Genomic DNA, 25,868 nt, shown 5'->3' with positions numbered 1-25,868 from the left:
TGTCCTGATAACGCATCGGCAGCCTCTCCATGACGCACCGATGCGCGATCGACGCGAGGCCGCCTATGCGTAGATTTCCCTACATTCCCCGACATCTCGCCAGCGCAGCGTCAGCCGGCGAGGCGAGAAAGGCTCACTTCATCGCGAACGCGGAACAGCCGTGTATGGATCAGCTCGATGACGCCCATACGCTCGAACCGGCGGATTTTCCGGCTGACGGTTTCGATTGTCAGGCCGAGCAGATCCGCCATTTGCTGGCGGTTGAGGGACATGGGGGTTGCCCCGGTCACATCGCATGGCGTTGATCGACGCATGTCGACCAGCAGCGACGCGACACGTTCTTCGGCGGTCTTGCGGCCGAGGAAGAGGATGGATCGACGCGCGGCGTCGAGGTCGGTCGAGAGGCGCCGCAGCAAAGAGGTCGCAACGGCGGCTTGGCTGGCCGCCAGCATATTCAGGTCCGTGCGCCGGAACACGCAGACAGTCGTCGCCGTCAGTGCGGTGGCTCGGTAAGTCCATTCATCGGCGAACAATTCACCGACAAAGGAACCGGGCCAGGCGACGCCAAGTATCTGTTCGCGGCCGTCGCGCAGCGAAGCGGTGAGTTTGAGTGCGCCGTCGCGTACATTGCCGACATCGTAGATTTCGTCGCCTTCCCACGACAATACCTCGCCGCGGCGCAACCGGCGCACGCGGCCGATGCGCTCCATCTCGTACAAGACCTCTGGCGGAAGGTCGGCGCAGATCGACTGCTGTCGGCCGAGGCATTGCACGCAACGCGATTCAGGCGCCGGAGCCGCACGGCTGCCGGGCTCGGGCCAGGCCAGGGCAACGACCGACATCAGGTCAGCCCGCCAGAGCGCCGATGAGTTCGTGCTGGCGCAGCGGCTTTTCGAGCACGGCGTCGAACCCCGCGGCGCGTGCAGCTTCCTCCAGCGTCGGCGAGGGAAAGGCGGTGATCAGGATCGCCTTGCCTTTCCAATCCGCCCGACGAAGCGCGCGCAACACGCTGACGCCGTCACCGTCCGGAAGCCGGTAATCGGCGATCAATATGTCGGCGTCGTCCATCGTATGCCCCTCGAGCACCGGAGCGGCACCCGCGAACGAGCGTACGTCATAGCCGCGCCAGTGGAGCAGCATCTGCAGCGATCGCCGCACGGCTTCGTCGTCTTCGATCAACAGGACGACTCGCTGCACGTCGACCGCTTGGTCCGGATGGGGGGATAGGCCATTGTTCATGGCCGTATCCGTCGCATTGTCGTCGAGAGCCGTCGTTACGTAATGATCCGCAGGTCAGCTCTCCAAGCCCGCCGCGAACGCGATGCGCAGCGCCTCCGAGAGGCTGCGCACCTCCAGCTTGGTCATCAGGTTGGCGCGATGCACCTCTACCGTGCGCGGCGAAATCCCCAGATCATAGGCGATCGTCTTATTGGGGAACCCACGCGCGAGCCCCTGCAGCACCTCCTGCTCGCGCGCGGTCAGCGCGGCGATGCGGACTTCGGCCTCGTGCGCGGTAGTTGCCGCCTCCTCGCGCCGCTCCAGCCTGGCGAACCCCGCGTCGAGCGCGATCATCAATTGCCCTTTCTCGAACGGCTTTTCGAGAAAATCGACCGCGCCCGCTTTCATCGCCTGCACCGCAATGGAGATGTCGCCATGGCCGGTGAGCACGATCACCGGGAGCGCGATGCCGCGATCGTTCAGCTCACGCTGCACTTCCAGTCCGTCCATGCCGGGCATGCGGACGTCAAGCAGTACGCAGCCCGGGTCGGCGTGCTTGGCATCCTTCAGGAATTCGATACCCGACTGATAGGTGCGCGTATCGAAGCCGGTCGTGCGCAGCATGAAGCTCGCCGACCGCCGGATCGCATCTTCGTCATCGACGATATGAACCAATCGCCTTTCACTCATCGTCCGGCTCCCCACTCTGGATGGTGAAGTGGAATATAGTGCCCCCGCCGACATTGTCCTCTGCCCAAATGCGTCCGCCATGCGCTTCGACGATCGTCCGGCAAATCGACAGGCCCAACCCCATTCCACCTTCCTTAGTGCTTGCGAACGCCTGGAACAATTGGGGCACGAGCGCGGGGTCGAGCCCCGCGCCGGTGTCGGCGACCGACACGCGGATCATACCATTCGGTTCGCAGGTGGTGGACACCGTGATGTCGCGAACTTTGCGGTCGGCGATCGCGTCGACACCGTTGCGGATCAGATTGACCAATACCTGCTGGATCTGGACGCGATCGACAAAGGCTTCGCTGGCTTTGGGATCAAGCTTGAAGAAGGCGCGGACGCCGCGTTCGCGCGCACCCGCCAGGGCCAGTCGGCTGGCGTCCTCGATCATTGCGGGCAAATTCTCGACATGCTGCGCGACTTCGCCGCGCGCCACGAAATCGCGCAGGCGCCGCACGATCTGGCCGGCGCGGAGTGCCTCCTTGGCCCCCTCCTCCACCGCTTCCTTGATGAAGACCTCGTTGGTCGCGTCGCGCCGATCGAGCAGGTCGCGCGCCGCCTCCATATAATTGGCGATCGCGGTCAGCGGCTGGTTGAGCTCGTGCGCCAAAGTCGACGCCATCGTCCCCATCGCGCTGACCCGCGACACGTGAATCAGCTCCGACTGCAGTTCCTTCAGCCTCAGCTCCGCCTGCTGCTCGGCGGTGAGATCCCGGATGAATCCGGTGAAGATACGATGGCCGTCGGCATTGGCCTCGCCGACCGACAATTCCATCGGGAACGAGGTGCCGTCCTTGCGTTGCCCGACGACGATCCGGCCGATCCCGATGATGCGGCGCTCGCCGGTCTTCATGTAGTGCGAGATGTAGTCGTCGTGCCGGTCATGATCGGGATTGGGCATCAGCATGCTGACGTTACGGCCGACGACTTCGGCCTCGGTATAGCCGAACAGCCGCTCCGCGGCGGCGCTGAACGATACCATCACGCCCTTTTCGTCGATCACGATCATCGCGTTCGGCACCGTCGCCAGGATCGAGCGCACATGCAGCTCGCGTTGCGCGAGACCCTGCTCGACCGCCTTGCGCGCGGTGATGTCATAGACACTCTGGCCGAAACCCCGGATCGATCCATCCGAGTTGCGCAACGCGAAGATCGTGACGTCGGCAAGGAATTCGGAGCCGTCCTTCCGGATGCGCCAGGCCTCCTTGCGCATCGGCGCGGAGGATGCCGCCGCGGCGGCGCGATCGGTCATCGGGCCGCCGGCCGTCACGTCCTGCGGCGTGTAGAGCAGCGCCACCGACCGCCCCTTCGCTTCTGCCGCCCGCCACCCTGTCAGCAGCTCGGCACCGCGGTTCCAGCTCGCGATCACGCCGTCGGGAGAGGTCAGGAATAACGCGCGGTCGCTGGCGCTATCCACGAACATAGCGAGTTCCGCGTCGAGCGACGCCGCAGGCAGATTGGGGTCGATGAAATCCATGTCGTTCTCGTACCCTCAATCCTGCGGTGGGCGTCCATCCGGGGATTTACTTAGCCGACTTTGTTGCGCGCGATCAAAGTGTCCGCACACGTTCGTCCCTAGCGACACAACCTCAACAGGAGGTGTGTATGACGAAGTTGATGCTACTCGCCGGGGTGGGCGCCGCGATACTCGCGACCCCGGCTTTCGCCAAGGAAGGGGACGTGCTGGTCCGCGCCCGCGCGATCGTGGTCGCGCCCAACGAACGCTCCGGCGAGGTTTCCGGCATCCCCGGAAGCAAAGTCGGAGTCGGCGACAGCGTCATGCCCGAAGTCGACTTCACCTATATGGCGACCGATCATATCGGCGCGGAACTGATTCTGGCGACGACCAAGCACAGCGTGTCGGGTCGCGGAACGATCTCGGGCCTGGGGGATGTCGCCAACACCTGGGTGCTGCCGCCGACTCTGACGCTGCAATATCACTTCGCGCCGGAAGGCAAGGTGCGCCCCTATCTGGGCGCGGGGGTCAACTATTCGGTCTTCTATTCGGCGAAGGCGACGCCCTCGCTTAACACTGCGCTGGGCGCGACCAAGGTCAAGCTCGACGACAGTTTCGGCTACGCGCTGCAGGCCGGCGTCGACATTCCGGTGAGCGAGAAGGTGTTCGTGAATTTCGACGTCAAATATATCGACATGAAGACCACTGCCCGCCTGACCAGCGGCGCCACCCTCCGCACCGCGCGCGTCAAGATCGACCCGATCGTCGCCGGCATGGGGATCGGGTTCCGGTTCTGAGCGGACGTCAAAACAGGGGGCGATAGGTATCGCCCCCTTTTCTATGTCACGGTCATCCTTGGTGAACGATGAAGATGGGCACCGGGCTTTCGCTCAGCATCCGCTGGGTGGCACCGCCGAACGCCGCTTCCAGGAAGCGCGACCGACTGAACGCGCCCATCACCACATAAGCGGCATGCTCGATCATCGCTTCGGCCATGATCACCGAGCCCGGCCGGTCCATCAGGCATTTCTCGCGGCGGATTATCGCGTGGATGTCGTGCCGCGAGAGATAGGCGGCGGCTTCCTCGAGCGGCAACCCAAGCGACCCGTCCTCGGCATAGAATAGGGTGACCGAGCGCGCGAGCTTGAGCAACGGCACCGCCGCACGCAGCGCGGCCGCGGCATGGTTCGATCCGTCCCAGGCAACCACCGCTCGTCCCTGAAGATCGATCGACCGCGCCTTTTCGGGTACCGCGAAGACCGGTGTGCGGCCCTCAAGGACCAGGTCGCCGGCGAGATCGAACATATTGGGATAGGCCGACTTGTCGTCCAACCCGCGATTGACCACCACCAGGTCGGCGAGTTTTGCCGCGCCGCGTAGACACGTCGCGGCGTCGCCAACGGCGTCGATCATCGTGTGGGAAATGTCTTCCCTGCCGAGCCGCGCTTTCAACGCAGCGCGATTGGCGGCCTCGGCCTGCCGCTCCTCGGTCATTATCGCGGTGCCGGCAAAGGTGCCAGTGAAGTCGGCGCCCACCAGCGAGGTCATCGCGACATCGAGGCAGGTCAAATGCCCACCGATCGCCCGCGTAATATCTATCGCGACCTGCAACCGTGCCTCCTGCCCGCAATCGTCATGCGCCAGGACCAGGATGTTCTTCATGACCGCCTCCATCGTCGGGATGAAAGCACGCTATGCCGGGCTGCGCGGCCGCAATATCGGGATAGCTACGTAATCAAACCGCCTTGCTGAAGCGGTCGCCTGCCGCCGCCCTGAACGTATCGAACGCGGCCGCGGCGAGCCGCGCATAGGGCTCGCCATTCGGCAGGATGATCAGCTCTGTGCCATGACGGCGGATCAGCCCCCGCTCCAGCATTGGCGCCAGCTTCGGTGCGACGTCGGCCATGACTTGCGCCGCAACGGCGGGGGGCCAACCGAGCTCGACCAGATCGACGCGGCCATCGCACAACAGCCGCTCGATCACCGCTCCCCGCCGTTGATCGTCGACCGAGCGCCGGATTCCCCTGGTCGTGCCGAGACAACCGTTCTGGACTTTCATCCGGTATCGTCCGACATGCTTTTCGGTCTGGGTGATCAGCCCTGGAAACAGGCTGATCGAGGACGCGCCTAGGCCAATCACCGCGTCGGCATCGTCGTCGGTGAACCCCTGGAAATTGCGCCGCAATTTTCCGTTCGCCGCGGCGAGCGCGAGCGTGTCGTCCGGTCGCGCATAATGGTCGAAACCGATCGGCCGAAGGCCTTCTTCCAGCCACAGGTCGCGCGCCAGGATGCTCTGCCAGAAACGCGCTTCGGCATCGGGCAATTGGCTGTCCTCGATCATCCGCTGGCGCGGCAGCATCCGCGGCAAATGGGCATAGCCGAACATCGCCACCCGATCGGGCGCCAGATCGCGAGCCTGTCTGACCGTCCGCGCGATCGTGTCCAGCGTCTGGCCAGGCAACCCGTACATCAGGTCTAGGTTGACGTGCGCTATGCCGGCGCGCCGCAGGTCCTCGACGCAACGCGCAACCATGCGAAACGGCTGCAACCGGTTTATCTTCGCCTGAATGCCGAGGTCGAAGGTTTGCGCCCCGAGGCTGACCCGCGACACGCCGTTTCCCGCGAGCATCCGGCAGAAATCGGCATCGAGATGCCGGGGATCAAGCTCGGCCGCCCATTCGGCATCCGGCGTGAACCGAAAGCCAGCCCGGACCGCGGCGACAACGCGCTCGAATTGATCGGGCGACAAGGCATTGGGACTGCCGCCACCGAAATGGACATGGCTGACCCTGCCCCGGGCGCGATCCGCAACCACGCCGATTTCCGCGACCAGTGCGTCGACATAGATGTCCAGGCGCGACGCACGACCGACCGGGCCGGTATTGCAGCCGCAATACCAGCAGATTTCATGGCAATAGGGAATGTGCAGGTACAGCGAGATCCGGTCGTTCGGCCGTAATGCATCCAGCGCTGCCCGATGCTCGGCGGCGCCCACCGTTTCGGTGAACTCGGCGGCGGTGGGATAACTCGTGTATCGCGGCACCGAGCGAGCGGCGAGATCGGCGTGAAAGACGGCCATCAAAACTTCCTTGGCTGCCGGTTGGTTCCTCGGCGGCGATCAAGAGGTGCTCAGCAACGGCGACGCGGGTTCGAACGCCATTGTGGGCGGCATGCCGACCTGCGCCGTCATGACCGGATTCGTTCTGCAGGGCTTCACGCGAACAAATCCTGTTCCTCGGCGCGCGCGATGGGGTCCGGTACGACAATGCCGTGGTCCGTCGCGGGCGAATGCCTCCGGTGGTGCGGCATGCTTGCGGCAAGCCAAGCATTCCACCACGCCGTCCACCATTGCACGGGTTGCAGCCAAAGCGCTTGGCCACTGGGCCAAAGCTCTTCGGCGGCGTCACTTGGCGGCGTTTCCGGTGCGACTCGCTCCATCGGTCTTCTCTCCTCGTCGAGCGATGTCGCGATAGGGTGCGCCTCCCTCCCCGGACTATCGGGGATCATACGTAGGCACGCGCGGAGGTTCGCTTGCAGCGTGCCCTATTTCGCTTTCCTGAGCCTAGAAAAAGCCCGCGACCATCACGACCGCCGCGATTCCCATCAATCCGGCAGCGGCCCCGGCCAGCCAGATCAAGGGCCGAGGAGCGGTGAACGCACCCATCACGCCAGCTCGCGAGGCCAGGATCATCAGCACAATGATCAACGGGATCGCCACCACGCCGTTGATGACGGCACTCCAGAACAAGGCGCGCATCGGGCTGATCGGCAGGAATTGCAGCACCAGCGCGAGAAGAACGCTGACGGCGATGATCGTGTAGAAGGCACGCGCATCGTTCGCGTTACGATCGAGCCCCCACTTCCACCCCATTGCCTCGCAGAGGGCGTAGCCGGCCGAGCCCGCCAATACGGGCACGCCGATAAAACCGACGCCGAGAATGCCGGCGGCAAAGACGGTCGACGCCCCGGCACCGGCGAGTGGTCGAAGCGCCGCGGCGGCCTCGGCTGCGGTGTCGATCTGCGTGATCCCCGCGGCATGCAGCGTCACGCCCGTAGCCAGGATGATGAAATAGGAAGCGAGATTGGAATAGAGCATGCCGCTCCACGTATCCCAGCCGATCCGGCTCAACTCTGCCTTTGCGGCGCTCGGGTCTTCACGCAGCGGCGGCGCGCCGCGCAGATCCTCGATCTCTTCGGACGCCTGCCAGAACAGAAGATAGGGGCTGATCGTGGTGCCGAAGATGGCGACGATCATCGTCGCTGCCGCGCCGTCGAGGCGAAAGTGCGGAAAGACCGTCTGCCGCAGCGTCTCCCCCCACGGCACATGCACCGCGAAAAGCACCGCCGCATAAGCCAGCAGTGACAGCGTCAGCCACTTCAGGAACAGGACGTAGCGATGATAAGGTACGAAGATCTGAAGGATTAGGGTCACCGCGACGAACAGCGCGATCATCACGCGACGGCTGACGCCGCCGACCAGCTCGGCGGTTTCGCCCATCGCAGCAATGTCCGCCGCGATGTTGAGCGTATTGGCGACGAGCAACAAGATCACCAGGGTCGTGACGATCCAGCCGGGAAAGGCCAGCCGCATATTGGCGGCCAGCCCCTTCCCGGTCACGCGCCCGAGCCGGGCGGCAAGAATCTGGATCGCCGACATCAGGGGAAACGCCACCGGCATCGTCCACAGCATGCCGAGACCATAAGCTGCGCCAGCCTGCGAATAGGTGGCGACCCCGCTGGGGTCGTCGTCCGCGACGCCCGTGATCAATCCCGGCCCAAGCTGGGCGAGCGGATGCCGTTTCAGCCGGTCGAGCAATGTCGTTCGGTCACTGGCCGGCGGCACGGCCGGCACAACCGGTTGCGGCGACGGCGCTACCACCGGCCGCACAGCCGATGCCCCGTGCCGCCCGATACCCGACGCCAGCGATCAGGCTGCGGGCGCGGCATCCTGCCCGGTCTCCCCCCCGGCAAGCCGCGCCATCTCCGCGCGGCGCGCCACGTCGAGCACGGTCGCGCACATGTTGCGCGCCGCCTCGCGGACTCGCTCGAGCTGCTCGGCGGCATATTGTTGGCTCAGCCCCTCGACGACCGCATCGATATGCACGTGCTCGGTCGCGCCGAGTTGGAAGATCGTGCCGAGATACCGGTCGAAGCCTTCGCGGAGCGACGTCAACAGACCCTGCTCGCCAAGCCAGGCCTCCGTCGATGCCGAGGTCGAGAAGCTGATCATGTGACGTCCCTTGAGAAAGGGATTATGGGCCTGGGCATGGTCGTGGCTCGGTTTGAATCCGGCGCCGAGAACGCGATCGACATAGCCCTTGATCATCGCCGGCGGCCCCCCGAACCAGATCGGGTAGACGAAGACCACGACCTCACAACGCCGGATTTCGGTAAGGTCATAGACGACCTCCAGCTCGGGCGCTTCGCCGAGATATTCGAGCACCGGGTCGAAGCGGTTCAGATAGAGGTCGCGCAGGAACGGCCTTTGGCCGCATGCCTCGACGGTGTCGCAATAGGTCTGTGCGATCTGGTGGTTGAAGCTCCCGCGACGCGGATGTGCAAGCACCACCAGGTGTCGGATGGGGGCGATCGCCATGACCTGTCTCCTGGCGTCAGTGTTTGAGAAACAACGGCACGGGGCTCTCGTGCAGGAGCCGTTCGGTCACGCCGCCGAAAATGTTTTCGACCAGGCGAGAATGACCGAACCCGCCCATCACCACGTAATCGGCCTTGAGCAGATCGATCTGCTCGAGAATGACGAAAGCGGCCTTCTCGCCGAACGCGAGGTCCGAGCGTACGTGCGAGGCGATATTGCGTTGTGCGAGCAGAGTTTGCGCCTGGCTAGCAGGAAGCTTTAGCGACCCGTCGTCGATCTCGACGATCGTGACGGTCGACGCGCGTCGCAAGAGCGGGATTGCCGACACCATGGCGTGATGTGCCTCGCGCGATCCGTCCCAGCAGATCAGGACCTCGCCGTTCAGGCATATGCCGGGCGACTCCGGCGGCACCGCTACGATCGGCGTGTCTGCGGTGACCAACAGCTCGCTGATCGCCGCGTAGGTCGGAGGAAAGAGATCCGCGCGCGGCGCGCTCATCACGATCAGATCGGCCAGGGCCGCGGTTTCGGATAATGCCGGGAGCATGGCGTCACGGCGCTCGATCCACTGGGCCGAGAGCCCGCTCGCCTCGATCTGGTCGCGGACCGTGGCAAGCGGCGCGACTTCAGCTTCCATCACCAGCGAACCGCCGCGCGTGGCTCTCGCCCCTTTGGCATCCGGCTCGGCCAGATCCACACAAAGTAGCTTTCCCTGGCTCGCCCGAACGAGGTCGAATGCCGCCTGCAGCCGAGACTGCTGTCCGACATCGTCATGGATCAGTACCAGCACGTCGCGCATGACTTTCTCCCGCATGTGGGCCTCGCCGACGCGGCCCAGGATCAGTCATGTTTTATTGGCCGTGCAGGTGCGCCGGATATACGGGTTATCCCCGATAGAGGCGTTTGGCGGCTCGGTCAGCTCGCCTTGGCCAGATAGGCAGCCATGCGCTTTTTCGCGAAGGGCGGTAGCGAAACGGCCTTGGCCGCAGCCAGGTTCGGCGACGGCCCTTTACCGGCCTGGATCAGGGCAACCATGCCCATGGCGAAATGTGGCTTGCACTTGATGCCGTAGAGGCCCGGGGCGGTCAGCTTCAGATCGAACTGCTTGCCCATCGCGCCGACACTCGGCGCGACCCCGGCCGGTAGAATCGACGCGATCGTCTCCGCATTGTGCATCGCGTTCTGCGGCACGAAGCGGATCGTGTCGCCGACATTCGCCTTCACGAATCCGGGCTCGAAGACCATCGCGCCCTCCGCACCCATGTCCTTCATATGCACCGTGATGATGCGTCCGGCCGGCGCCGGTGCCGCCGGAGCGGGCGCGAACGCGATGCCGATCGCCGCGGTTGCCAGCGTGGCGGCGCATGCAGCCAGGATGATCCTCATGTCCTTCTCCCAATATTTTTCACGGGCGGCTTCGCGGCCGCCAATCCGGCCCCAAACATGCCGTGGCCGTTGCCGCGAACAATTGGTCCTTGGTCCAATGGCGCGGGCCGCCGGAAAGGTCAGAATACGACCTGGAGATGTGCCCGCCATGCATGACGGGCCAAATTAGGCCAAGGAGAGATGCGATGTTGCAGCAGGCACTCGACGAGTTGAAGGGCCAGATCGCCCTGCGCTCGCGCTACGATAATTTCATTGGCGGCGAGTGGGTCGCGCCGGTCAAGGGGCAGTATTTCGACAACCCGTCACCGGTGACCGGCAAGACCGTCTGCTCGGTCGCCCGAGGCACCGCCGAGGATATCGAACTCGCGCTCGACGCGGCGCACAAGGCCAAGGAAAAATGGGGCCAGACCAGCCCGGCCGAGCGCGCCGGCGTGCTGCTCAAGATCGCCGATCGCATGGAAGAGAAACTGTCGCTGCTCGCGCTGGTCGAGACGATCGATAACGGCAAGCCGATCCGCGAAACGACCGCCGCCGATTTGCCGCTGGCGATCGATCATTTCCGCTATTTCGCCGGTTGCCTGCGCGCGCAGGAAGGGTCGATCGCGGAGATCGATCACGACACGATCGCGTACCATTATCACGAGCCGCTGGGCGTGGTGGGGCAAATCATCCCCTGGAACTTCCCGCTGCTCATGGCGACGTGGAAGCTGGCCCCGGCGCTCGCCGCGGGCAATTGCGTGGTGCTGAAACCCGCCGAACAGACTCCGATGTCGATCATGGTGCTGATGGACGTGATCGGCGACCTGTTGCCGCCGGGCGTGCTCAACGTCGTCAACGGCTTCGGCATCGAAGCGGGCAAGCCGCTCGCGCAGAACAAGCGCATCGCCAAGATCGCGTTCACCGGCGAAACCACGACCGGCCGTCTGATCATGCAATATGCGACCGAGAATCTGATCCCGGTCACGCTCGAACTTGGCGGCAAGTCGCCCAACATCTTCTTCGCCGATGTGATGGCGGAGGATGACGATTATCTCGACAAGGCGCTCGAAGGGTTCGCGATGTTCGCGCTCAATCAGGGCGAGGTCTGCACCTGCCCGAGCCGGGCGCTGATCCACGAATCGATCTACGACCGGTTCATGGAAAAGGCGGTGGCGCGCGTGAAGGCGATCAAGCAGGGCTCGCCGCTCGACATGACGACCATGATCGGCGCGCAGGCGTCGAACGATCAGCTCGAAAAGATCCTGTCCTATATCGACATCGGTCGAGGTGAAGGCGCCAAGGTGCTGACCGGCGGCAACCGGTCGGCCCTCGGCGGCGAGCTGGAGGCTGGCTACTATGTCGAGCCGACGATCCTCCAGGGCCACAATAAGATGCGCGTGTTCCAGGAGGAGATTTTCGGTCCGGTCGTCGCTGTCACGACCTTCAAGGACGATGCCGACGCGCTCGCGATGGCCAATGACACGCTCTATGGCCTGGGCGCCGGCGTGTGGACTCGCGATGGCACCCGCGCCTACCGGATGGGCCGCGGTATCCAGGCGGGCCGGGTGTGGACCAATTGCTACCACGCTTACCCAGCGCACGCGGCGTTCGGCGGGTACAAGCAGTCGGGCATCGGGCGCGAGACGCACAAGATGATGCTCGACCATTATCAGCAGACCAAGAACCTTCTGGTGAGCTATTCGCCGAAGGCGCTGGGCTTCTTCTGAGCCGGCGGCGATCTTTCCCGGACGCGATCAATCCACTCTCCGATCGCGTCCGGACTCCGGCGGCGGGCCTCGCAGCCTGCCGCCCTTTTCGCCGCCCAAGGAGCAACGATGGCCCCTCCCCCTCGCATTCTCGCCACCGACGCCGCGGTCGCGATGATCGGCGCGCTGAGGGACAAGCACGGGCCATTGATGTTCCATCAATCGGGCGGATGCTGCGACGGGTCCGCGCCGATGTGCTATCCGGCCGGCGAATTCCGGGTGGGTACGCAAGACGTGCTGCTCGGCCAGGTCGCGGGAAATGTCCCGGTCTGGATCGGCGCCGCGCAGTTCGACTATTGGCGCCATACGCAGGTGACGATCGATGTGGTTCCGGGCCGGGGTGCCGGTTTCTCGCTCGAAGGCCCGGAGGGCGTACGCTTCGTCATCCGCAGCCGCATCTTCACCGATGAGGAAGCCGATGCGCTCGCGGCAGCGGGTGAGCCGCCGCGCGGAGACAGTTGACGCGCGAATGACGGTGACGGCGCGACCGGGGCATGACATCATGGAGTCGATGGCTCCGCGACCCGCTCCGCCTTGCGACGATCCAGTCCGCGTTGCGTGGACCAGTGCCGATCACCCGCGCGATGCTGCGCAGCAATTGTTCCGCGCGCTCGACCCGCCAAGCCTCGCCGGTGTGCTGCTATTCTGTTCGAGCCGCTACCCGCTCGTCGAGCTCGCCGCCGAGATCAATGCGTGCTCCGATGGTCTCACGGTAATTGGCTGCACCTCGTCGGGAGAGATAACGACCGAGGGCACTGCTGAAGGCACCATTACGGCAATCGGTTTCCCCGCGAGCCATTTCACGCTGACCGCGGCGCGGTTCGATGATCTCGACGCTTTCGAGGAAGGCGCGGCACAAGGTGTCGTTCGCGAACTGGTCGGCTCGGCGGTGGCGGCGTCGCATTCCTTGGGACCGACCGTCGATCATGCGGCGATCTTCCTGGTCGACGGCTTGTCGCACCGCGAGGAGATGCTGACCGTCACGGTTCAGGACGCGCTGGGCAAGATACCCCTGATCGGCGGGTCATCCGGCGACGGCCTGGCGTTCAAGGAAACCTTCATCTTCGAAAGCGGACAGTTCCGACGCGACGCGGCCCTTGTCGCCATCCTGTCCTCGTCGCGGCCGCTGAAGGTGTTCCGCGCGCAGCATTACCGCCCCGGCACCACCAAGATGGTCATCACCGGAGCGGATCCGGTGGGACGCGTGGTGACCGAGATCAATGCCGAACCGGCGGCACAGGAATATGCCAGGCTGACGGGCGTGACCGTCGATCAATTGGGATCGAACGTCTTCGCGGCGCATCCACCGATGGTCCGTGCCGGCGGCGAATATTATGTCCGGTCGATCCAGACCGCCAATCCCGACGACAGCCTGACCTTTTATTGCGCGATCGACGAAGGCGTCGTGCTGACCCTGGGAGAGGCTGGCGATATCGTCGGCGGGCTGTCCAACCTGTTCGACGATCTCGATCGATCCGTCGGCGGGATCGACCGCATCATTGGGTTCGATTGCGTGCTCAACAAAGTCGAGATCGAGCAGCGCCAGCTGACTCGCGAGGTGTCCAGCCTGATGGTCGACAATCGGGTCACCGGGTTCAACACCTATGGCGAGCAATATCACGCGCTCCACGTCAATCAGACGTTCAGCGGTCTAGCGATCGGGGGCGGCCGCTGATGGCGACCCGCGCATTGCAGCCGCTGACCGACGCCGAGCGCATCGCTGCGCTCGAAGCCGACATAGCCAAGCTCAAGCGGATCAACGCCGCGTTGATGGACCGTGTCGAACGCTCCACCGACCTTCAGGGCAACGCCTTCTCGCTGTTCGAAACCGCGATCAGCCTGGAGGGTAAGGTCCGCGAGCGCACGCTTGATCTCGAGCGGGCGCTGGATGCGCTGGCCAGCAGCAATGCCGCGCTGGCGACAGCCAAGGAAGCGGCCGACGATGCCCAGCGGCGGTTGCGCGATGCCATCGAGAGTATCAACGAGGGGTTCGCGATCTTCGACGCCGACGACCGGCTGGTCTTGTGCAACCGGACGTATCTCGGACTTTGGCCGAACATTGCCGACCGTATCGTGCCCGGCATGGGGTTCGACGAGATTGCGCGCCTGATCGGCCAGGACGGCACCACGCTGGGCGCACTCGTCGCTCCCGATCGCTGGGTATCCGAACGCGTCGCCCAGCACCGCGTGGCCGAGGGCGGCCATGTCCATGCGCTGGCCGACGGACGCTGGATTCAGATCAACGAACTGCGCACGAGCGAGGGCGGCATCGTCGGGGTCTATACCGATATCACCCAGGTCAAGGCGGACGATGCGCGGGAACGCACGCTCGAACTCGCCGAAAAGACCGCCATCCTGCAAGCGACGCTCGACAATATCCGCCTGGGCGTGTGCGTCTACGACGCCGACCGCAGGTTGATCGCCTGGAACGGGCCCTTGCTGGCGACGATCGGCCTGCCCGACGATGGCATGCCGCTGGTGACGACTCATGACGGGCTCGTCGCCGCCTGCGAGCGCGTCAACGGGCCGATGCAGGCCGATCGGCCGCTCGATTGGCTGCCGCCCGGCTCGGCCGATGTCGTCGCGCAACGCCGGCACGCCGACGGACGGACGATCGAGGTGCGGCGATCATCGATGTCGGGCGGCGGCATGGTGATGAGCTTCGAGGATATCACCGAGCGCCTGCGCGCGGCGGAAGTTCTCCGCGAAGCCAATGAATCGCTCGAACGGCGGGTGCTCCAGCGCACCGCCGATATCGCCGCTGTCAATGCCCGGCTGCAGCGCGAAGTCGCCGAACGCGAGGCGGCCGAAGCCGCGATGCGGTCGGCGAAGACCGCCGCGGAGGAAGCGAACCTGTCCAAGACGCGCTTCCTGGCAGCGGCGAGCCACGATCTGTTGCAGCCGCTCAATGCCGCACGGTTGTTCGTCGCCGCTCTCGGCGATCGCCGGCTGGCGCTGCCGACCCGGGCATTGGTGCGCCAGACCGGCTCGGCGCTCGATTCGGTCGAGGATCTGCTCGAGGCCTTGCTCGAGATTTCGCGACTCGACGCCGGATCGATCGTGGCGGAACCCGTCGACCTCGCGCTCGACGAACTGCTCGAAAGCATGCGCGCCGAATTCGCGCCGGTGGCGCGGGCGCGCGGGCTGAGTTTGAGGATCGAACCGAGCGGCCATTGGGTGCGGTCGGACTCGAGGTTACTGCGCCGGATGCTGCAGAACCTGATCTCCAACGCGTTGCGCTATACCGCCGAAGGTGGAGTGGACGTCACCTGTGTCGCGTCGGGCCAGGACCTCACGATCCAGGTCGCCGATACCGGCATCGGCATCGCCGCAACCGACCATCAGCGCATCTTCGAGGAATTCCAGCGTGTCGGCGAGATCGGGCGCGATCGCGGCATCGGCCTGGGACTGGCGATCGTCCAGCGCGCCAGCCGAATGCTCGACCATCGCGTCTCGCTCGACTCGACACCGGGCGAAGGATCGCGTTTCGGGGTGACCGTGCCGCTGGCAACCGCGCGCGATGCGCGGCCACAGCCTGCCACACCCATTCGGCGCGGCCAGCTCGCCGGACGCAGAATCCTGGTGATCGACAATGACCAGTCGATCCTCGACGGGATGGAAGCCATGCTCGAAGGGTGGGGCTGCGAGGTAAGATCGGCGACCGACGCCGCGTCGGCGATGTCGGCGCTCGGCCGGGACCGCCCTGACGTGATCGTCGCAGATTATCATCTCGACAACGGTGCTACGGGTGATGCGGCGATCGCGAATGCGCGCGCGCATTGCGGCGCCGAGGTGCCCGCGGTCGTCATCACCGCCGACCGCACGCCCGAGCTTCGTGAGGCGCTGTCGGCGCGGGGGCTGCATTTGCTGACCAAACCGGTCAAGCCCGCGCAATTGCGCGCCTTGCTGACCCGGCTCGCGACCGGCTGAACAATCGAGATCGGTCCGGCGCTGACGAAATCAGCGCGCACGCAAAGGGGCTACAGCCTTAAGCGCGGCCGTCGCCGGCGAAATTGACCTTGCTCACCAGGATCACCGCCTGGGTGCGGCTGAACACGTGCAGCTTGCTCAGGATGGCGGAGACATGCGCCTTGACCGTGGTCATCGACACGTCGAGTTCATAGGCGATCTGCTTGTTGAGCTTGCCTTCGACGACCAGCCGCAGGACCACCTTCTGCTGCGGGGTGAGGCTGGCGATCCTGGCCAGGATATCGGCGGTTTCGGCGTCCGCGGCTTCGTCGCCTTCCTCCACCTCGGGCACGAAGATGTCGCCCGACAGGATCGTCTTCAGCGCATCGACGATCGCGCTGCGCCTGAGCGACTTGGGGATGAAGCCGGCAGCGCCGGCGGCGATCGCCGATCGCGCCAGGCCCCGCTCCTGCGCGGCCGAGACGATCACGATCGGCAGAGAGGGGAAGCGGTCGCGCATCGCGACCAAGCCCGAAAATCCCGTCGTGCCGGGCATATTGAGATCGAGCATCACCAGGTCGAAATCGCCTTCACGCTCGACGATCGCGGTCGCCTCCTCGATCGATGAGGCCTCGAACAATTCGCATTGGTCGAAGGCGACGGCGATGACGGTTCGCAGTCCATCGCGGACCATCGGATGATCGTCTGCGATCAGGACCCGTTCCACGTACCCCTGCCCTCCCTGGCTGGCATAGCGTACCGCAGCCGGCGAGACCGGAGAAGCCGGGACGGCGCTTGGTAGCGCCGTCCCCAGGGATCCAGTTACCGTCACTGCCTCGGCAGCTTGAATACCCAGAGCGACCCGCCCTGGCTGATTTCCTTGACCGCCTTGGCGACCTCGCCGCCCCAAAGCGGCACCGCGCCGCCCCAGCCGGACATGACCGCGACATATTGCTCGCCGTCCTGTTCCCAGGTGACCGGGGATCCGACGACACCCGACCCGGTGTTGAACTTCCACAGCTCCTTGCCGGTCTTGGCGTCGAATGCCTTCAGATAGCCCTCCGGCGTGCCGGTGAAGACCAGGTTGCCGGCGGTGGTCAGAACGCCGCCCCAGAGCGGGGCCTTGTTCTTATACTCCCATTTGATCTTGCCGGTGGTCGGATCGATCGCGCGCAGCACGCCGATATGGTCTTCGTAGAGCGGCTTGATGGTGAAGCCGGCGCCGAGATAGGCCGCGCCTTTCTTGTAGGTGATCGGCTCGTTCCAGATGTCCATGCCCCATTCGTTGGAGGGGACGTAGAACATGCCGGTCTGCTGGCTGAACGCCATCGGCATCCAATTCTTGCCGCCCAGGAAGCTCGGTGCCGAAAAGACCGTATTGCCCTTCTCGCCGGTCGGCGGTCCCGGTCGGTTGTTCGGGTCGAACATCGGCCGGCCCTTCTTGTCGTAACCGGTCGCCCAAGTGATCTTAGACACGAACGGCGTCGCCGAGATGAACTTGCCGTTGGTGCGGTCCAGCACGAAGAAGAAGCCGTTGCGGTTGGCCTGCGCGCCCAGCTTCATCGGCTTGCCGTTGATCGTCGCGTCGAACGGGATGAATTCGTTGACGCCGTCAAAGTCCCAGCCGTCATGCGGCGTGTACTGGTAATGCCACTTGATCTCGCCCGTATCGGGATCGATCGCCAGCACTGACGAGGTGTAGAGGTTGTCGCCGGGGCGCAGGTTGCTGTTCCACGGGCCCGGGTTGCCGGTGCCGAAGAACAGCGAGTTGGTGTCGGGGTCATAGGTCCCGCCCAGCCAGGTGGCGCCGCCGCCATTCTTGTACATGTCGCCCGGCCAGCTCGCATTGAGCTTGCCGGTCATGGTGCTCTCCTTGCCGTTGAGCATCCCCATATTGCCTTCGACCGTCGGCCGCGACCACACCAGCTCGCCGGTGTTGACGTCGCGCGCCTCTACCTTGCCGATGATGCCGAATTCGCCACCCGAATTGCCGTAGATCACCTTGCCCTTCACGATCATCGGCGCGGCGGTGAAGCTGTAGCCGGCCGAATAATCGGCGAGCGTCTTGTTCCAGATCACCTTGCCGGTCTTGCGGTTGAGCGCGACCAGATGCGCGTCGAGCGTGCCGAAGATGATCTTGTCGCCATAGATGGCGGCGCCGCGATTGACGACGTCGCAGCACGGCATGATGCCGTCGGGCAGACGGGCGTCATATTCCCACAGCTTTTCGCCGCTGCGCGCATCGAACGCGAACAGCCGCGAATAGGAGCCGGTCACGTAGATCACGCCGTCATAGACGATCGGCTGCGATTCCTGCCCGCGCTGTTTCTCGCCGCCGAGCGAGGAGGCGAAGGCCGGGACCATCTTCGCGACATTGTCAGCGTTGATCGTGGTGAGCGGGCTGAACCGTTGCGCGCGGGGTCCCATGCCATAGGTCAGCACCGAACTGGTGTTGGTCGCCGACGCCATCAAGTCGTCGTCGGTCGGCCCGGCAGCCTGAGCCGGAACCGGAGCCGGAGCCTTCGAGGGGTCCCCGGGACCATCGGCCGCGCGTGCCGCCCCCGTCGAACCGGAAATCATCAAGCCAGCCAGCGCGCTAGTCGCTATCAGCCGGTGGAGCCTCTTCATTATCCTTCCCCTCATTTGTCTACCGATCCAGATCGGTCGGGGACGATGCTTATTTGCGGGTGTATCCTGAGCAATTGGACCTAGGGACTACGTGAATCTCCCAAGCAGGTGCTCAGCTCAGGATCGGATCGCGGTGCACCACCCCATAGCGTGCGAAAATCGCCTTCATTCTTCCGTCGCCGATGATCGCGGCCATCTGCTTTTCGAGCTCATCCGCAAGGTCGCGACTGTCGTCCCGGACCGCGAAGCCGACGTTCCAGCCGGGGTTGAAGATCAGCGGGACCATCCCCTTTCGCTCGATCACGCGACCGCCGGGCGTCATGCCGTGCTCGATCTGCGCGCGAGTCGCGACCGTCGCGTCCGCATCGCCCGAGGCCACCGCGGCGACCGCGTCGGCGCCGGTGTAGACGTGACGCACGTCGCCGCGCAGCGAGCCACCGAATGCCCCCGACAGATACATGTCGGGGATACTGGCGGTCTCCACCACCAGGCGCTTGCCCTTGAGCTGCGGCGGCGGCACTTCGCAATCGGTCGTCTCGCGATTGCACGCCATGCCGAAATTTTCGCGATAATAGGGACCGGCGATCACCGCGCGGTCATTGTCGATCTGCAACTGGCGGTCGACGGGCACGTGCATCATCAGGTCGCATGGCGGCGCGCCGACGACCGTCCCCTTCCACACCATGTTGCGCAGGTCGTCGGCAAGGTCGTCGCCGGCCAGGAACTGGCGGACGTCGGCGCGAACGCCGATCGATTGCGCAAGCAGATCCGCGATGTCGACGTCGATTCCGACCAGGCGGCCTTCCGCCATCCACGACCAGGGTTCGTAGTCCTTATAGACCGCAACCGTCAGGATCCCCTTGGCCTTCACCTTGTCGAGCGGACTTGCCCAGGCACCCGGTACGCCGATCACGGCGCCGGCCAGCGCGCCGCCGATCGCGGCCAGCGCGCCGCGGCGGGACAGGATCGCGCTCACTCGTCGGTGTGCTTCGTCTCGAGCCAGGCGCGGATCGCCCAGCCGGCCTTTTGCCCCAGTATCTCGCCCATCGGCGGCATGTAGACCTTGCCGTCGCGCGCCGACCCGTGATGGTAGCGCTGGACGAACCATTCGTCGCCGGTATCGCCCAGCTCGAGATAGCGCAGGTCGGGCGCGATGCCGCCGCTGATCGCTTCGAGGCCGTGGCAGCGCGCGCAATTCTGACCGTAAGCGAACTCGCCGATCTTGATGGCGTCGGCATTGCCGCGATACGGATTGTGCGTCAGCCAGGTGTCATTGTCCGGCTTGATGTCGGGCAGCTTGCTGGTGTCGACCGGCTGCGGCGTGACCGGGCCGTGCCCCATAACCTGGGTAGCCGTCGCGCCCGCCAATAACGCGAACGAGACGCCCAGCGCCACGCGATTGAAAACCTTGTTCATTGCGCCTCTCCACAGACCGGTATTCCGGCCCGCGACACACTATCGGACCTGCGTCCCGCTTATATTGTACTTTGGTAGAGAAGCGCGCCCGGCCCGGACGTAATACCATGGTGCCATGCACAGGCTTTCGCTCCTTCTCGCTTTTTCGCTGTTGCCGGCGACGGCACAGGCGGAGACGATCTACGTCACCAACGAAAAGGCAGGGACGATCTCCGTGATCGACGGCGCGACACTCAAGGTCGCGGCGACCTGGCCTGTCGGCAAGCGTCCCCGCGGACTGCTGTTGTCGCGCGACGGAAAGTATCTCTACGTTTGCGCGAGCGATGCCAATGCCGTCCAGGTAATCGACAGGGCAAGCGGTAAGGTGATCGCCGACTTGCCCTCAGGCGAAGATCCCGAACAATTCGCGCTGTCGATCGACGGGCGGACGCTGTTCGCGGCCAATGAACGTGACGCAGCGGTCACCGCAATAGATGTGCCGAGCAAATCCGTGGCCTTTCAACTCGTCGTCGGCGTCGAGCCGGAGGGAATGGCGACGAGCCCCGACGGCACCACCGTCATCTCCACGTCGGAGACCGACAATTCGATTCACTGGATCGATCTCGCCACCCGCAGTGACGTCGCGGTCACGGCGGTCGGTGCGCGGCCGCGCCACGCCGAGTTCACCGCCGACGGGAAACAATTGTGGGTGTCGGCCGAAATCGGCGGCGACATCTCGGTGATCGACGTCGCCAGCCGCAAGACGATCGACCGCATCACCTTTGCGCCCCCCGGCGTTCTGGCCAGCAGCGTGATGCCGGTGGGGGTGAATTTCACCCCCGATGGCAAGACCGCGCTGGTGGCGTTGGGACGCGGCAATACTGTGGCGTTCGTCGATGTCGCCTCGCGCAAGGTGACGGGCTATGTGCCGGTCGGTGGCCGCGTCTGGCACCTGGCGATCGGTGCCGACGGTCGGCGGGCATTCACCGCGAACGGCCTGACCAACGACGTCTCGGTGATCGACCTCGCCACGCGCAAGGTCGTCGCCACAATTGCGGTGGACAAGGCTCCTTGGGGCGTGGTCATCGCGGACTGACCCGCCACCCCGACGGACCTAAAGTTCAATTTCGCACCGACAACGATCTCGCCACCCTCATGATCGACGGCGCCACACAGTGCCGCTGACACAGAGGGAGGATTTCGATGAAGGGACGGGCCATACGGCTCGCCGCCGCGACCGCGGCTGCGTGCTTGATCTTGGGAGCGACGCCTGCACTCGCGCAAAGCGCCAATGCCGACTTGCTGCTCAAGCTCAAGGAAAAGGGCATCCTGTCGGATGAGGAATATCAACAGCTGATGGCGCGCGACCAGGCGCAGGCCGCCCCGGCCCAGCCCGCGCCACAGGCTGCCGCCGCCGCGCTCGACGACAAGAAGATCGTGCGGATGAGCGACAGCGGCGTCGGGTTCGAAATGGCCGGCGTCACGCTCAAATTCTCCGGTTCGGTCAACGGCTTCTACGTCCATGACAGCGGCGACAAGTCGACCGCCAACACCGCCGTGGCGGGAGGCCTGGCGACGGTCGGAAATAACAGTTCGTCGGTGCGCAACGGCCTGTTGCCGGGCTTCCTCAAGGTCGACGTGACGACCAAGCAGGCCGGTTGGGATATCGGCGCGCATTTCGGCCTATATCCGGGCATCAACAGCGTGACCGGCGTCGGCGGCGCCAATTCGGGTGGCAATCCCACCGCGCTGGGGACCAGCGGGATCGATTTCCGCCAGACCTATTTGACCTTCGGCAAGCCCAATATCGGCGAGTTCAAGATCGGCCGCGATATCGGACTGTTCGGATCGGAAGCCATCCTCAACGACATCACCTTGCTGTCGAGCGGAACGCCGGCAGGCAATGCCGCGCCGTCCAACACGACGCTGGGCCGCATCGGCATCGGCTATATCTACACCGACTTCCAGCCGCAGATCACTTATACCACCCCGAAGTTCGGCGGCTTCCAGGCCTCGGTCGGCGTGTTCCAACCACTCACGACGATCGGCTCGGGCGAGATCAACGGCACGCCCGGATTCCAGGCCAAATTGGTCTATGATTTCAAGGCTGGCGATCTGGCCGGCCATTTGTGGGCGTCGGGCATCACCCAGAAACATGACGGCGTGGGCGGTTTCCCGAGCTACACCGGCAACGCCTTCGATGTCGGCGCCAAGCTGAGCGTCGCTGGCTTCAGCGCGCTGGGCTATTACTACAAGGGCAGCGGCGTCGGAACGACCGGCCTGTTCATCCTGTCGACAGCCGCCAACGGCCGCAAGCGGGACAGCGACGGCTTCTACGCCCAGGCCACCTACACAATCGGCAAGTTCACGCTCGGCGGCAGCTACGGCCAGAGCCAGCTCGACCTCGCGCCCGGCGAAATCAATCCGACGCTCCTTCGCCGCAATTCGAGCTGGGTCGGCCAGGCGCGTTACGGCCTGACCTCCTGGGTCACCCTGCTGGGCGAGTACGTCCACACCAAGGCCGAAGCACAGGGCATCAACGAGGCATCGTCCAACGCGCTCGCGGCCGGCGCCATCCTGTTCTTCTGAGCTTGCCAAGCGCGGCGTCGGGAGCCACGGCTCCCGGCGCCGCCCGTTACGAAGGTATTGTCGATGTCCGCCCGCACCGCGCGTCTCGTCCTGCTTGCTTCGATCGCCTGGCCGTTCGCTGCCCAGGGGCAGGAAGCCCCGCCCTCGCCTGACCGCGACGACGACATCGTGGTGCTCGGCGGCGGCCTCGACCTGCCGCCCGGCACTCCGGCTTATGGCACCACCGAGATCAATCGCGACCGGCTGACCAACGATGCGTCGGGCCGTGTCGAGGACGTGCTGGCCGATGTTGCCGGCTTTCAGCAATTCCGCCGATCGGACAGCCGATCGGCCAATCCTTCCGCGCAAGGCGCGACCCTGCGGGGGCTCGGCGGCAATGCGTCGAGCCGCACGCTCGTGCTGCTCGACGGCGTGCCGATCGCGGACCCGTTCTTCGGCTATCTGCCGTTCAATGCCCTGGTGCCCGATCGCCTGGCCGGCGTCCGTGTCACGCGCGGCGGCGGCTCGGGCCCGTTCGGCGCCGGCGCGGTTGCCGGAACGATCGAACTGGTGAGTGCCGGGCGACGCGACCTGCCGTTGTTCGACGCCGAAGCGCTCTACGGCAGCCGCGACGCGCAGAGTTTCTCCGCCAGCCTGACCCCGGACCTCGGCGGCGGTTTCGCCACCGTGTCGGGCAAGTTCGAGCGCGGCGACGGATTCCAGACCACGCCCGACAGCCAGCGCGTCTCGGCAACCGTGCCGGCGCGCTATCGCGACTGGTCCGCCTCCGCACGCGCCGTTGCATCGATCAATGCCAATACCGAACTGCAATTCCACGGGCTGCTGTTCGGTGACAACCGCACCCTGCGCTTCCGCGGCGCCGATTCCTCGTCCGAAGGGGAGGATGCCAGCGTCCGACTGGTCCATCGCGGCAGCTGGCAGGTCGATGCGCTCGCCTATGTCCAGGCGCGCAACTTCACCAACAAGGTGATCAGCGCGACGTCGTTCAAGCTGACGCTCAACCAGCGCAACACGCCGGCGACCGGCATCGGCGGCAAGATCGAGGTGCGGCCGCCGGTCGGACCCGACAACGTATTGCGGATCGGCGGCGATTTCCGGCTGGCCGACGGCGAGTTGTTCGAGGATGCCTATGCCGCCTCGGGCGCGGTTACCGCGCGGCGCAATGCCGGCGGCAATTCGAGCGTCACCGGCCTGTTCGTCGAGGACGACTGGACCCTGGGCAAGCTGGTCGTGACCGGCGGTGCGCGCATCGATCGCTGGACGCTAACCGACGGCTTCTTCCACGAGCGCAACGGCGCGGGCGTGTCGACCAGCAACCTCGCCTTTCCCAACCGCAGCGGAACCGAGTTCACCGGGCGCGGCGGGCTGCTCTATCGACCGGTAAAGGCGGTCGCGTTGCGTGCGGCCGCCTATACCGGTTTCCGCTTGCCGACGCTCAACGAACTCTATCGGCCGTTCACCGTCTTTCCGGTGACGACGCAGGCCAACGCCAATCTCAAGCCCGAGCGGCTCCGTGGCGTGGAGGCCGGGGTCGACGTTACCCCGGGGGCCGGTCTGACGCTGTCCGGCACCGTCTTCTACAACAAGCTCGCCGATGCGATCGCCAACGTGACGATCGGCACGAATTTGCGCCGGCGCCAGAATGTCGAGTCGATCGCGGCCACGGGCGTGGAGGCAAGCGTGGTGTGGCGGCGAGGCGCCATGATGGTGTCGGCCAGCTATGCCTATTCGGACAGCAAGGTCCACGCGCCCGGCAGCAAGCTCGATGGCCTCGTACCCGCGCAGAGCCCGCGCCATGCGGCGAGCGGCACGATCGCCTGGGCGCCCAAGGCCGGCCCGATGCTGTCGGCGACGCTGCGCTATGTCGGTGACCAGTATGAGGACGATCTGCAGACCGGCAAGCTGCCCGCGGCGACCACGGTCGACCTGTTCGGCAAGATGCCGATCGCGCGCGGCTTCAGCGCGGTGGTACGAGCAGAGAATGTGCTCGACGCCACTGTCCTGACCCGCAACCAGGCCGGGTCGATTGACCTCGGTACGCCAAGGACGCTGTGGATCGGCGTCCGCTTTGGAGGATAGGATGGACGAGATCGTGGCGCTTCCCCGCTGGGCGGACGAGGCGAAGATACAGCGCGCCGATTACGACGCGGCCGCCGCGCAGGCGCTGGAACAGCCGGCAGACTATTGGCTTGCCCAGGCGCGCCGGCTCGACTGGATTCATGCGCCGACCGTCGCCGATCAGAGTGATTTCAACGAAGAGGATTTCCAGGTCCGCTGGTTCGCCGACGGTGTGCTCAACGTCGCGGCCAATTGCCTCGACCGCCACCTCGCGACCCGGGGAGAGCAGACCGCGATCCTGTGGGAGCCGGACGACCCCGCCGAGCCCTCGCGTGCGATCAGCTATGCCGAGCTTCATGCCGAGGTCTGCCGCTTTGCCAATGTGCTCAAGGAGCTCGGCGCGCATCGCGGCAGCCGGATCACCATCTACCTGCCGATGATTCCCGAGGCCGCGGTGGCGATGCTGGCCTGCGCGCGGATCGGGGCAATCCATTCGATCGTGTTTGGCGGCTTTTCACCCGAGGCCCTGGCTGGCCGCATCGTCGATTGCGATTCCACCATCCTGATCACTGCCGACGAAGGCCGGCGCGGCGGCAAGAAAGTACCGCTCAAGGCCAATGCCGATCTGGCGGCGACGCATGCGCCTAGTCTCGAGAAGATCGTCGTGGTCCGCGCTACCGGCGGACAGGTCGCGATGCAGCCAGGCCGCGACCTTTGGTATGACGAAGCGATCGCCGCGGCGCCCGCGGCGTGTGAGCCCGAAAGGATGCATGCAGAGGATCCGCTGTTCATCCTCTACACGTCGGGCTCCACGGGAAAACCCAAGGGCGTGGTCCACAGTTCGGGCGGCTATCTGCTCTGGGCCAGCCTGACCCATGACCAGTGTTTCGATTATCGCGATGGCGAGGTGTTCTGGTGCGCCGCCGATGTCGGATGGGTCACCGGGCATAGCTATATCGTCTACGGGCCGCTGGCGAACGGCGCGACCACATTGATGTACGAAGGCGTTCCCAACTGGCCGAGCCCGAGCCGGATCTGGGACGTTGTCGACCGTCATAAGGTCGCGACATTGTTCACCGCGCCGACCGTGCTGCGGTCGCTGATGCGTGAAGGCGACGAGCATGTCGCGCGCACCAGCCGCAAATCGCTGCGGCTG

23 protein-coding genes are annotated in these 25,868 nt (G+C 65.0%); 9 read left to right on the top strand and 14 right to left on the bottom strand.

Annotated elements, in window-relative coordinates; all coding sequences use genetic code 11:
- Positions 1 to 110: 110 nt before the first annotated feature.
- The 4 genes from SMA01S_RS21455 to SMA01S_RS21440 are packed head-to-tail and all read right to left on the bottom strand — an operon-like array spanning position 111 to position 3,427.
- Positions 111 to 842, bottom strand: coding sequence for a Crp/Fnr family transcriptional regulator (locus SMA01S_RS21455; protein ID WP_066827155.1), 732 nt, complete (start codon positions 840 to 842; stop codon positions 111 to 113).
- A gap of 4 nt (positions 843 to 846) precedes the next feature.
- Positions 847 to 1,239, bottom strand: coding sequence for a response regulator (locus tag SMA01S_RS21450; RefSeq protein WP_066827154.1), 393 nt, complete (start codon positions 1,237 to 1,239; stop codon positions 847 to 849).
- 54 nt (positions 1,240 to 1,293) lie between these two features.
- Positions 1,294 to 1,908: a response regulator transcription factor gene (locus SMA01S_RS21445; protein WP_066827149.1), complete on the bottom strand. Its 615-nt coding sequence runs from the start codon at positions 1,906 to 1,908 to the stop codon at positions 1,294 to 1,296.
- Positions 1,901 to 3,427, bottom strand: a complete 1,527-nt coding sequence (locus SMA01S_RS21440; protein ID WP_066827148.1) for a PAS domain-containing sensor histidine kinase — start codon at positions 3,425 to 3,427, stop codon at positions 1,901 to 1,903. Before SMA01S_RS21440 ends, SMA01S_RS21445 begins: the two co-directional genes overlap by 8 nt.
- A 128-nt stretch (positions 3,428 to 3,555) precedes the next feature.
- Between SMA01S_RS21440 and SMA01S_RS21435 the strand changes: the two genes are divergently transcribed.
- Positions 3,556 to 4,203 carry an OmpW/AlkL family protein gene (locus tag SMA01S_RS21435; protein WP_174543179.1) on the top strand — a complete coding sequence of 216 codons (648 nt, stop codon included), beginning with the start codon at positions 3,556 to 3,558 and terminating at the stop codon, positions 4,201 to 4,203.
- 52 nt (positions 4,204 to 4,255) lie between these two features.
- On the opposite strand, the gene SMA01S_RS21430 is transcribed toward SMA01S_RS21435, so the two are convergent.
- The 6 genes from SMA01S_RS21430 to SMA01S_RS21405 all read right to left on the bottom strand — a co-directional run bounded on the left by SMA01S_RS21430 (position 4,256) and on the right by SMA01S_RS21405 (position 10,388).
- Positions 4,256 to 5,068, bottom strand: coding sequence for a universal stress protein (locus SMA01S_RS21430; RefSeq protein WP_066827146.1), 813 nt, complete (start codon positions 5,066 to 5,068; stop codon positions 4,256 to 4,258).
- 73 nt (positions 5,069 to 5,141) lie between these two features.
- Positions 5,142 to 6,485 (bottom strand): oxygen-independent coproporphyrinogen III oxidase, encoded by a 1,344-nt coding sequence (hemN, locus tag SMA01S_RS21425; protein ID WP_066827159.1) that lies wholly within the window; start codon positions 6,483 to 6,485, stop codon positions 5,142 to 5,144.
- A 483-nt stretch (positions 6,486 to 6,968) separates the two neighbouring features.
- The gene (locus SMA01S_RS21420; RefSeq protein ID WP_245649375.1) at positions 6,969 to 8,294 is read right to left on the bottom strand and encodes an NRAMP family divalent metal transporter; all 1,326 of its coding nucleotides are present in this window, start codon (positions 8,292 to 8,294) and stop codon (positions 6,969 to 6,971) included.
- A 39-nt stretch (positions 8,295 to 8,333) separates the two neighbouring features.
- Positions 8,334 to 9,002 (bottom strand): NAD(P)H-dependent oxidoreductase, encoded by a 669-nt coding sequence (locus SMA01S_RS21415; RefSeq protein WP_066827144.1) that lies wholly within the window; start codon positions 9,000 to 9,002, stop codon positions 8,334 to 8,336.
- 16 nt (positions 9,003 to 9,018) lie between these two features.
- Positions 9,019 to 9,801 (bottom strand): universal stress protein, encoded by a 783-nt coding sequence (locus SMA01S_RS21410; protein ID WP_169804287.1) that lies wholly within the window; start codon positions 9,799 to 9,801, stop codon positions 9,019 to 9,021.
- Between the two features lie 116 nt (positions 9,802 to 9,917).
- Positions 9,918 to 10,388: a pseudoazurin gene (locus tag SMA01S_RS21405; RefSeq protein WP_066827140.1), complete on the bottom strand. Its 471-nt coding sequence runs from the start codon at positions 10,386 to 10,388 to the stop codon at positions 9,918 to 9,920.
- Between the two features lie 185 nt (positions 10,389 to 10,573).
- On the opposite strand from SMA01S_RS21405, the gene adh reads away from it, so the two are divergent.
- The 4 genes from adh to SMA01S_RS21385 all read left to right on the top strand — a co-directional run bounded on the left by adh (position 10,574) and on the right by SMA01S_RS21385 (position 16,063).
- Complete coding sequence (gene adh, locus SMA01S_RS21400; protein ID WP_066827135.1) at positions 10,574 to 12,094, top strand: aldehyde dehydrogenase; 1,521 nt, start codon at positions 10,574 to 10,576, stop codon at positions 12,092 to 12,094.
- Positions 12,095 to 12,202: 108 nt separating this feature from the next.
- Entirely contained in the window at positions 12,203 to 12,595 is a 393-nt protein-coding gene (locus SMA01S_RS21395; RefSeq protein WP_066827132.1) for a DUF779 domain-containing protein, read from the top strand.
- Positions 12,596 to 12,644: 49 nt separating this feature from the next.
- Complete coding sequence (locus SMA01S_RS21390) at positions 12,645 to 13,808, top strand: FIST N-terminal domain-containing protein (protein WP_169804286.1); 1,164 nt, start codon at positions 12,645 to 12,647, stop codon at positions 13,806 to 13,808.
- Positions 13,808 to 16,063, top strand: coding sequence for a hybrid sensor histidine kinase/response regulator (locus tag SMA01S_RS21385; protein ID WP_066827131.1), 2,256 nt, complete (start codon positions 13,808 to 13,810; stop codon positions 16,061 to 16,063). The genes SMA01S_RS21390 and SMA01S_RS21385 overlap by 1 nt, the downstream gene beginning before the upstream one ends.
- Before the next feature lie 58 nt (positions 16,064 to 16,121).
- Here SMA01S_RS21385 and SMA01S_RS21380 read toward each other — a convergent pair whose 3' ends face one another.
- The 4 genes from SMA01S_RS21380 to pedF form a co-directional block, all read right to left on the bottom strand.
- Complete coding sequence (locus SMA01S_RS21380; RefSeq protein WP_066827130.1) at positions 16,122 to 16,769, bottom strand: response regulator; 648 nt, start codon at positions 16,767 to 16,769, stop codon at positions 16,122 to 16,124.
- A 101-nt stretch (positions 16,770 to 16,870) separates the two neighbouring features.
- Entirely contained in the window at positions 16,871 to 18,622 is a 1,752-nt protein-coding gene (locus SMA01S_RS21375; protein ID WP_157094080.1) for a methanol/ethanol family PQQ-dependent dehydrogenase, read from the bottom strand.
- Between the two features lie 160 nt (positions 18,623 to 18,782).
- Positions 18,783 to 19,646: a substrate-binding periplasmic protein gene (locus SMA01S_RS21370; RefSeq protein WP_066827128.1), complete on the bottom strand. Its 864-nt coding sequence runs from the start codon at positions 19,644 to 19,646 to the stop codon at positions 18,783 to 18,785.
- Entirely contained in the window at positions 19,643 to 20,086 is a 444-nt protein-coding gene (gene pedF / locus SMA01S_RS21365) for a cytochrome c-550 PedF (protein WP_066827127.1), read from the bottom strand. The genes SMA01S_RS21370 and pedF overlap by 4 nt, the downstream gene beginning before the upstream one ends.
- A 115-nt stretch (positions 20,087 to 20,201) precedes the next feature.
- Here pedF and SMA01S_RS21360 point away from each other — a divergent pair, with 115 nt between their 5' ends.
- From SMA01S_RS21360 to SMA01S_RS21345, 4 genes are all read left to right on the top strand, one after another.
- On the top strand, positions 20,202 to 21,161 hold the full coding sequence (locus SMA01S_RS21360; protein ID WP_066827126.1) for a PQQ-dependent catabolism-associated beta-propeller protein: 960 nt from the start codon (positions 20,202 to 20,204) through the stop codon (positions 21,159 to 21,161).
- 107 nt (positions 21,162 to 21,268) lie between these two features.
- Positions 21,269 to 22,654 (top strand): porin, encoded by a 1,386-nt coding sequence (locus tag SMA01S_RS21355; protein ID WP_066827125.1) that lies wholly within the window; start codon positions 21,269 to 21,271, stop codon positions 22,652 to 22,654.
- Positions 22,655 to 22,717: 63 nt separating this feature from the next.
- Entirely contained in the window at positions 22,718 to 24,733 is a 2,016-nt protein-coding gene (locus SMA01S_RS21350; RefSeq protein ID WP_066827120.1) for a TonB-dependent receptor plug domain-containing protein, read from the top strand.
- 1 nt (position 24,734) lies between these two features.
- Positions 24,735 to 25,868 (top strand): AMP-binding protein (locus tag SMA01S_RS21345; RefSeq protein WP_157094079.1); only part of this gene is annotated, 1,134 nt, incomplete at its 3' end.

It is taken from the genome of Sphingomonas mali NBRC 15500, assembly GCF_001598415.1.
Classification (GTDB): Bacteria; Pseudomonadota; Alphaproteobacteria; order Sphingomonadales; family Sphingomonadaceae; genus Sphingomonas; species Sphingomonas mali.
This window is presented reverse-complemented; position numbering and strand designations above follow the sequence as displayed.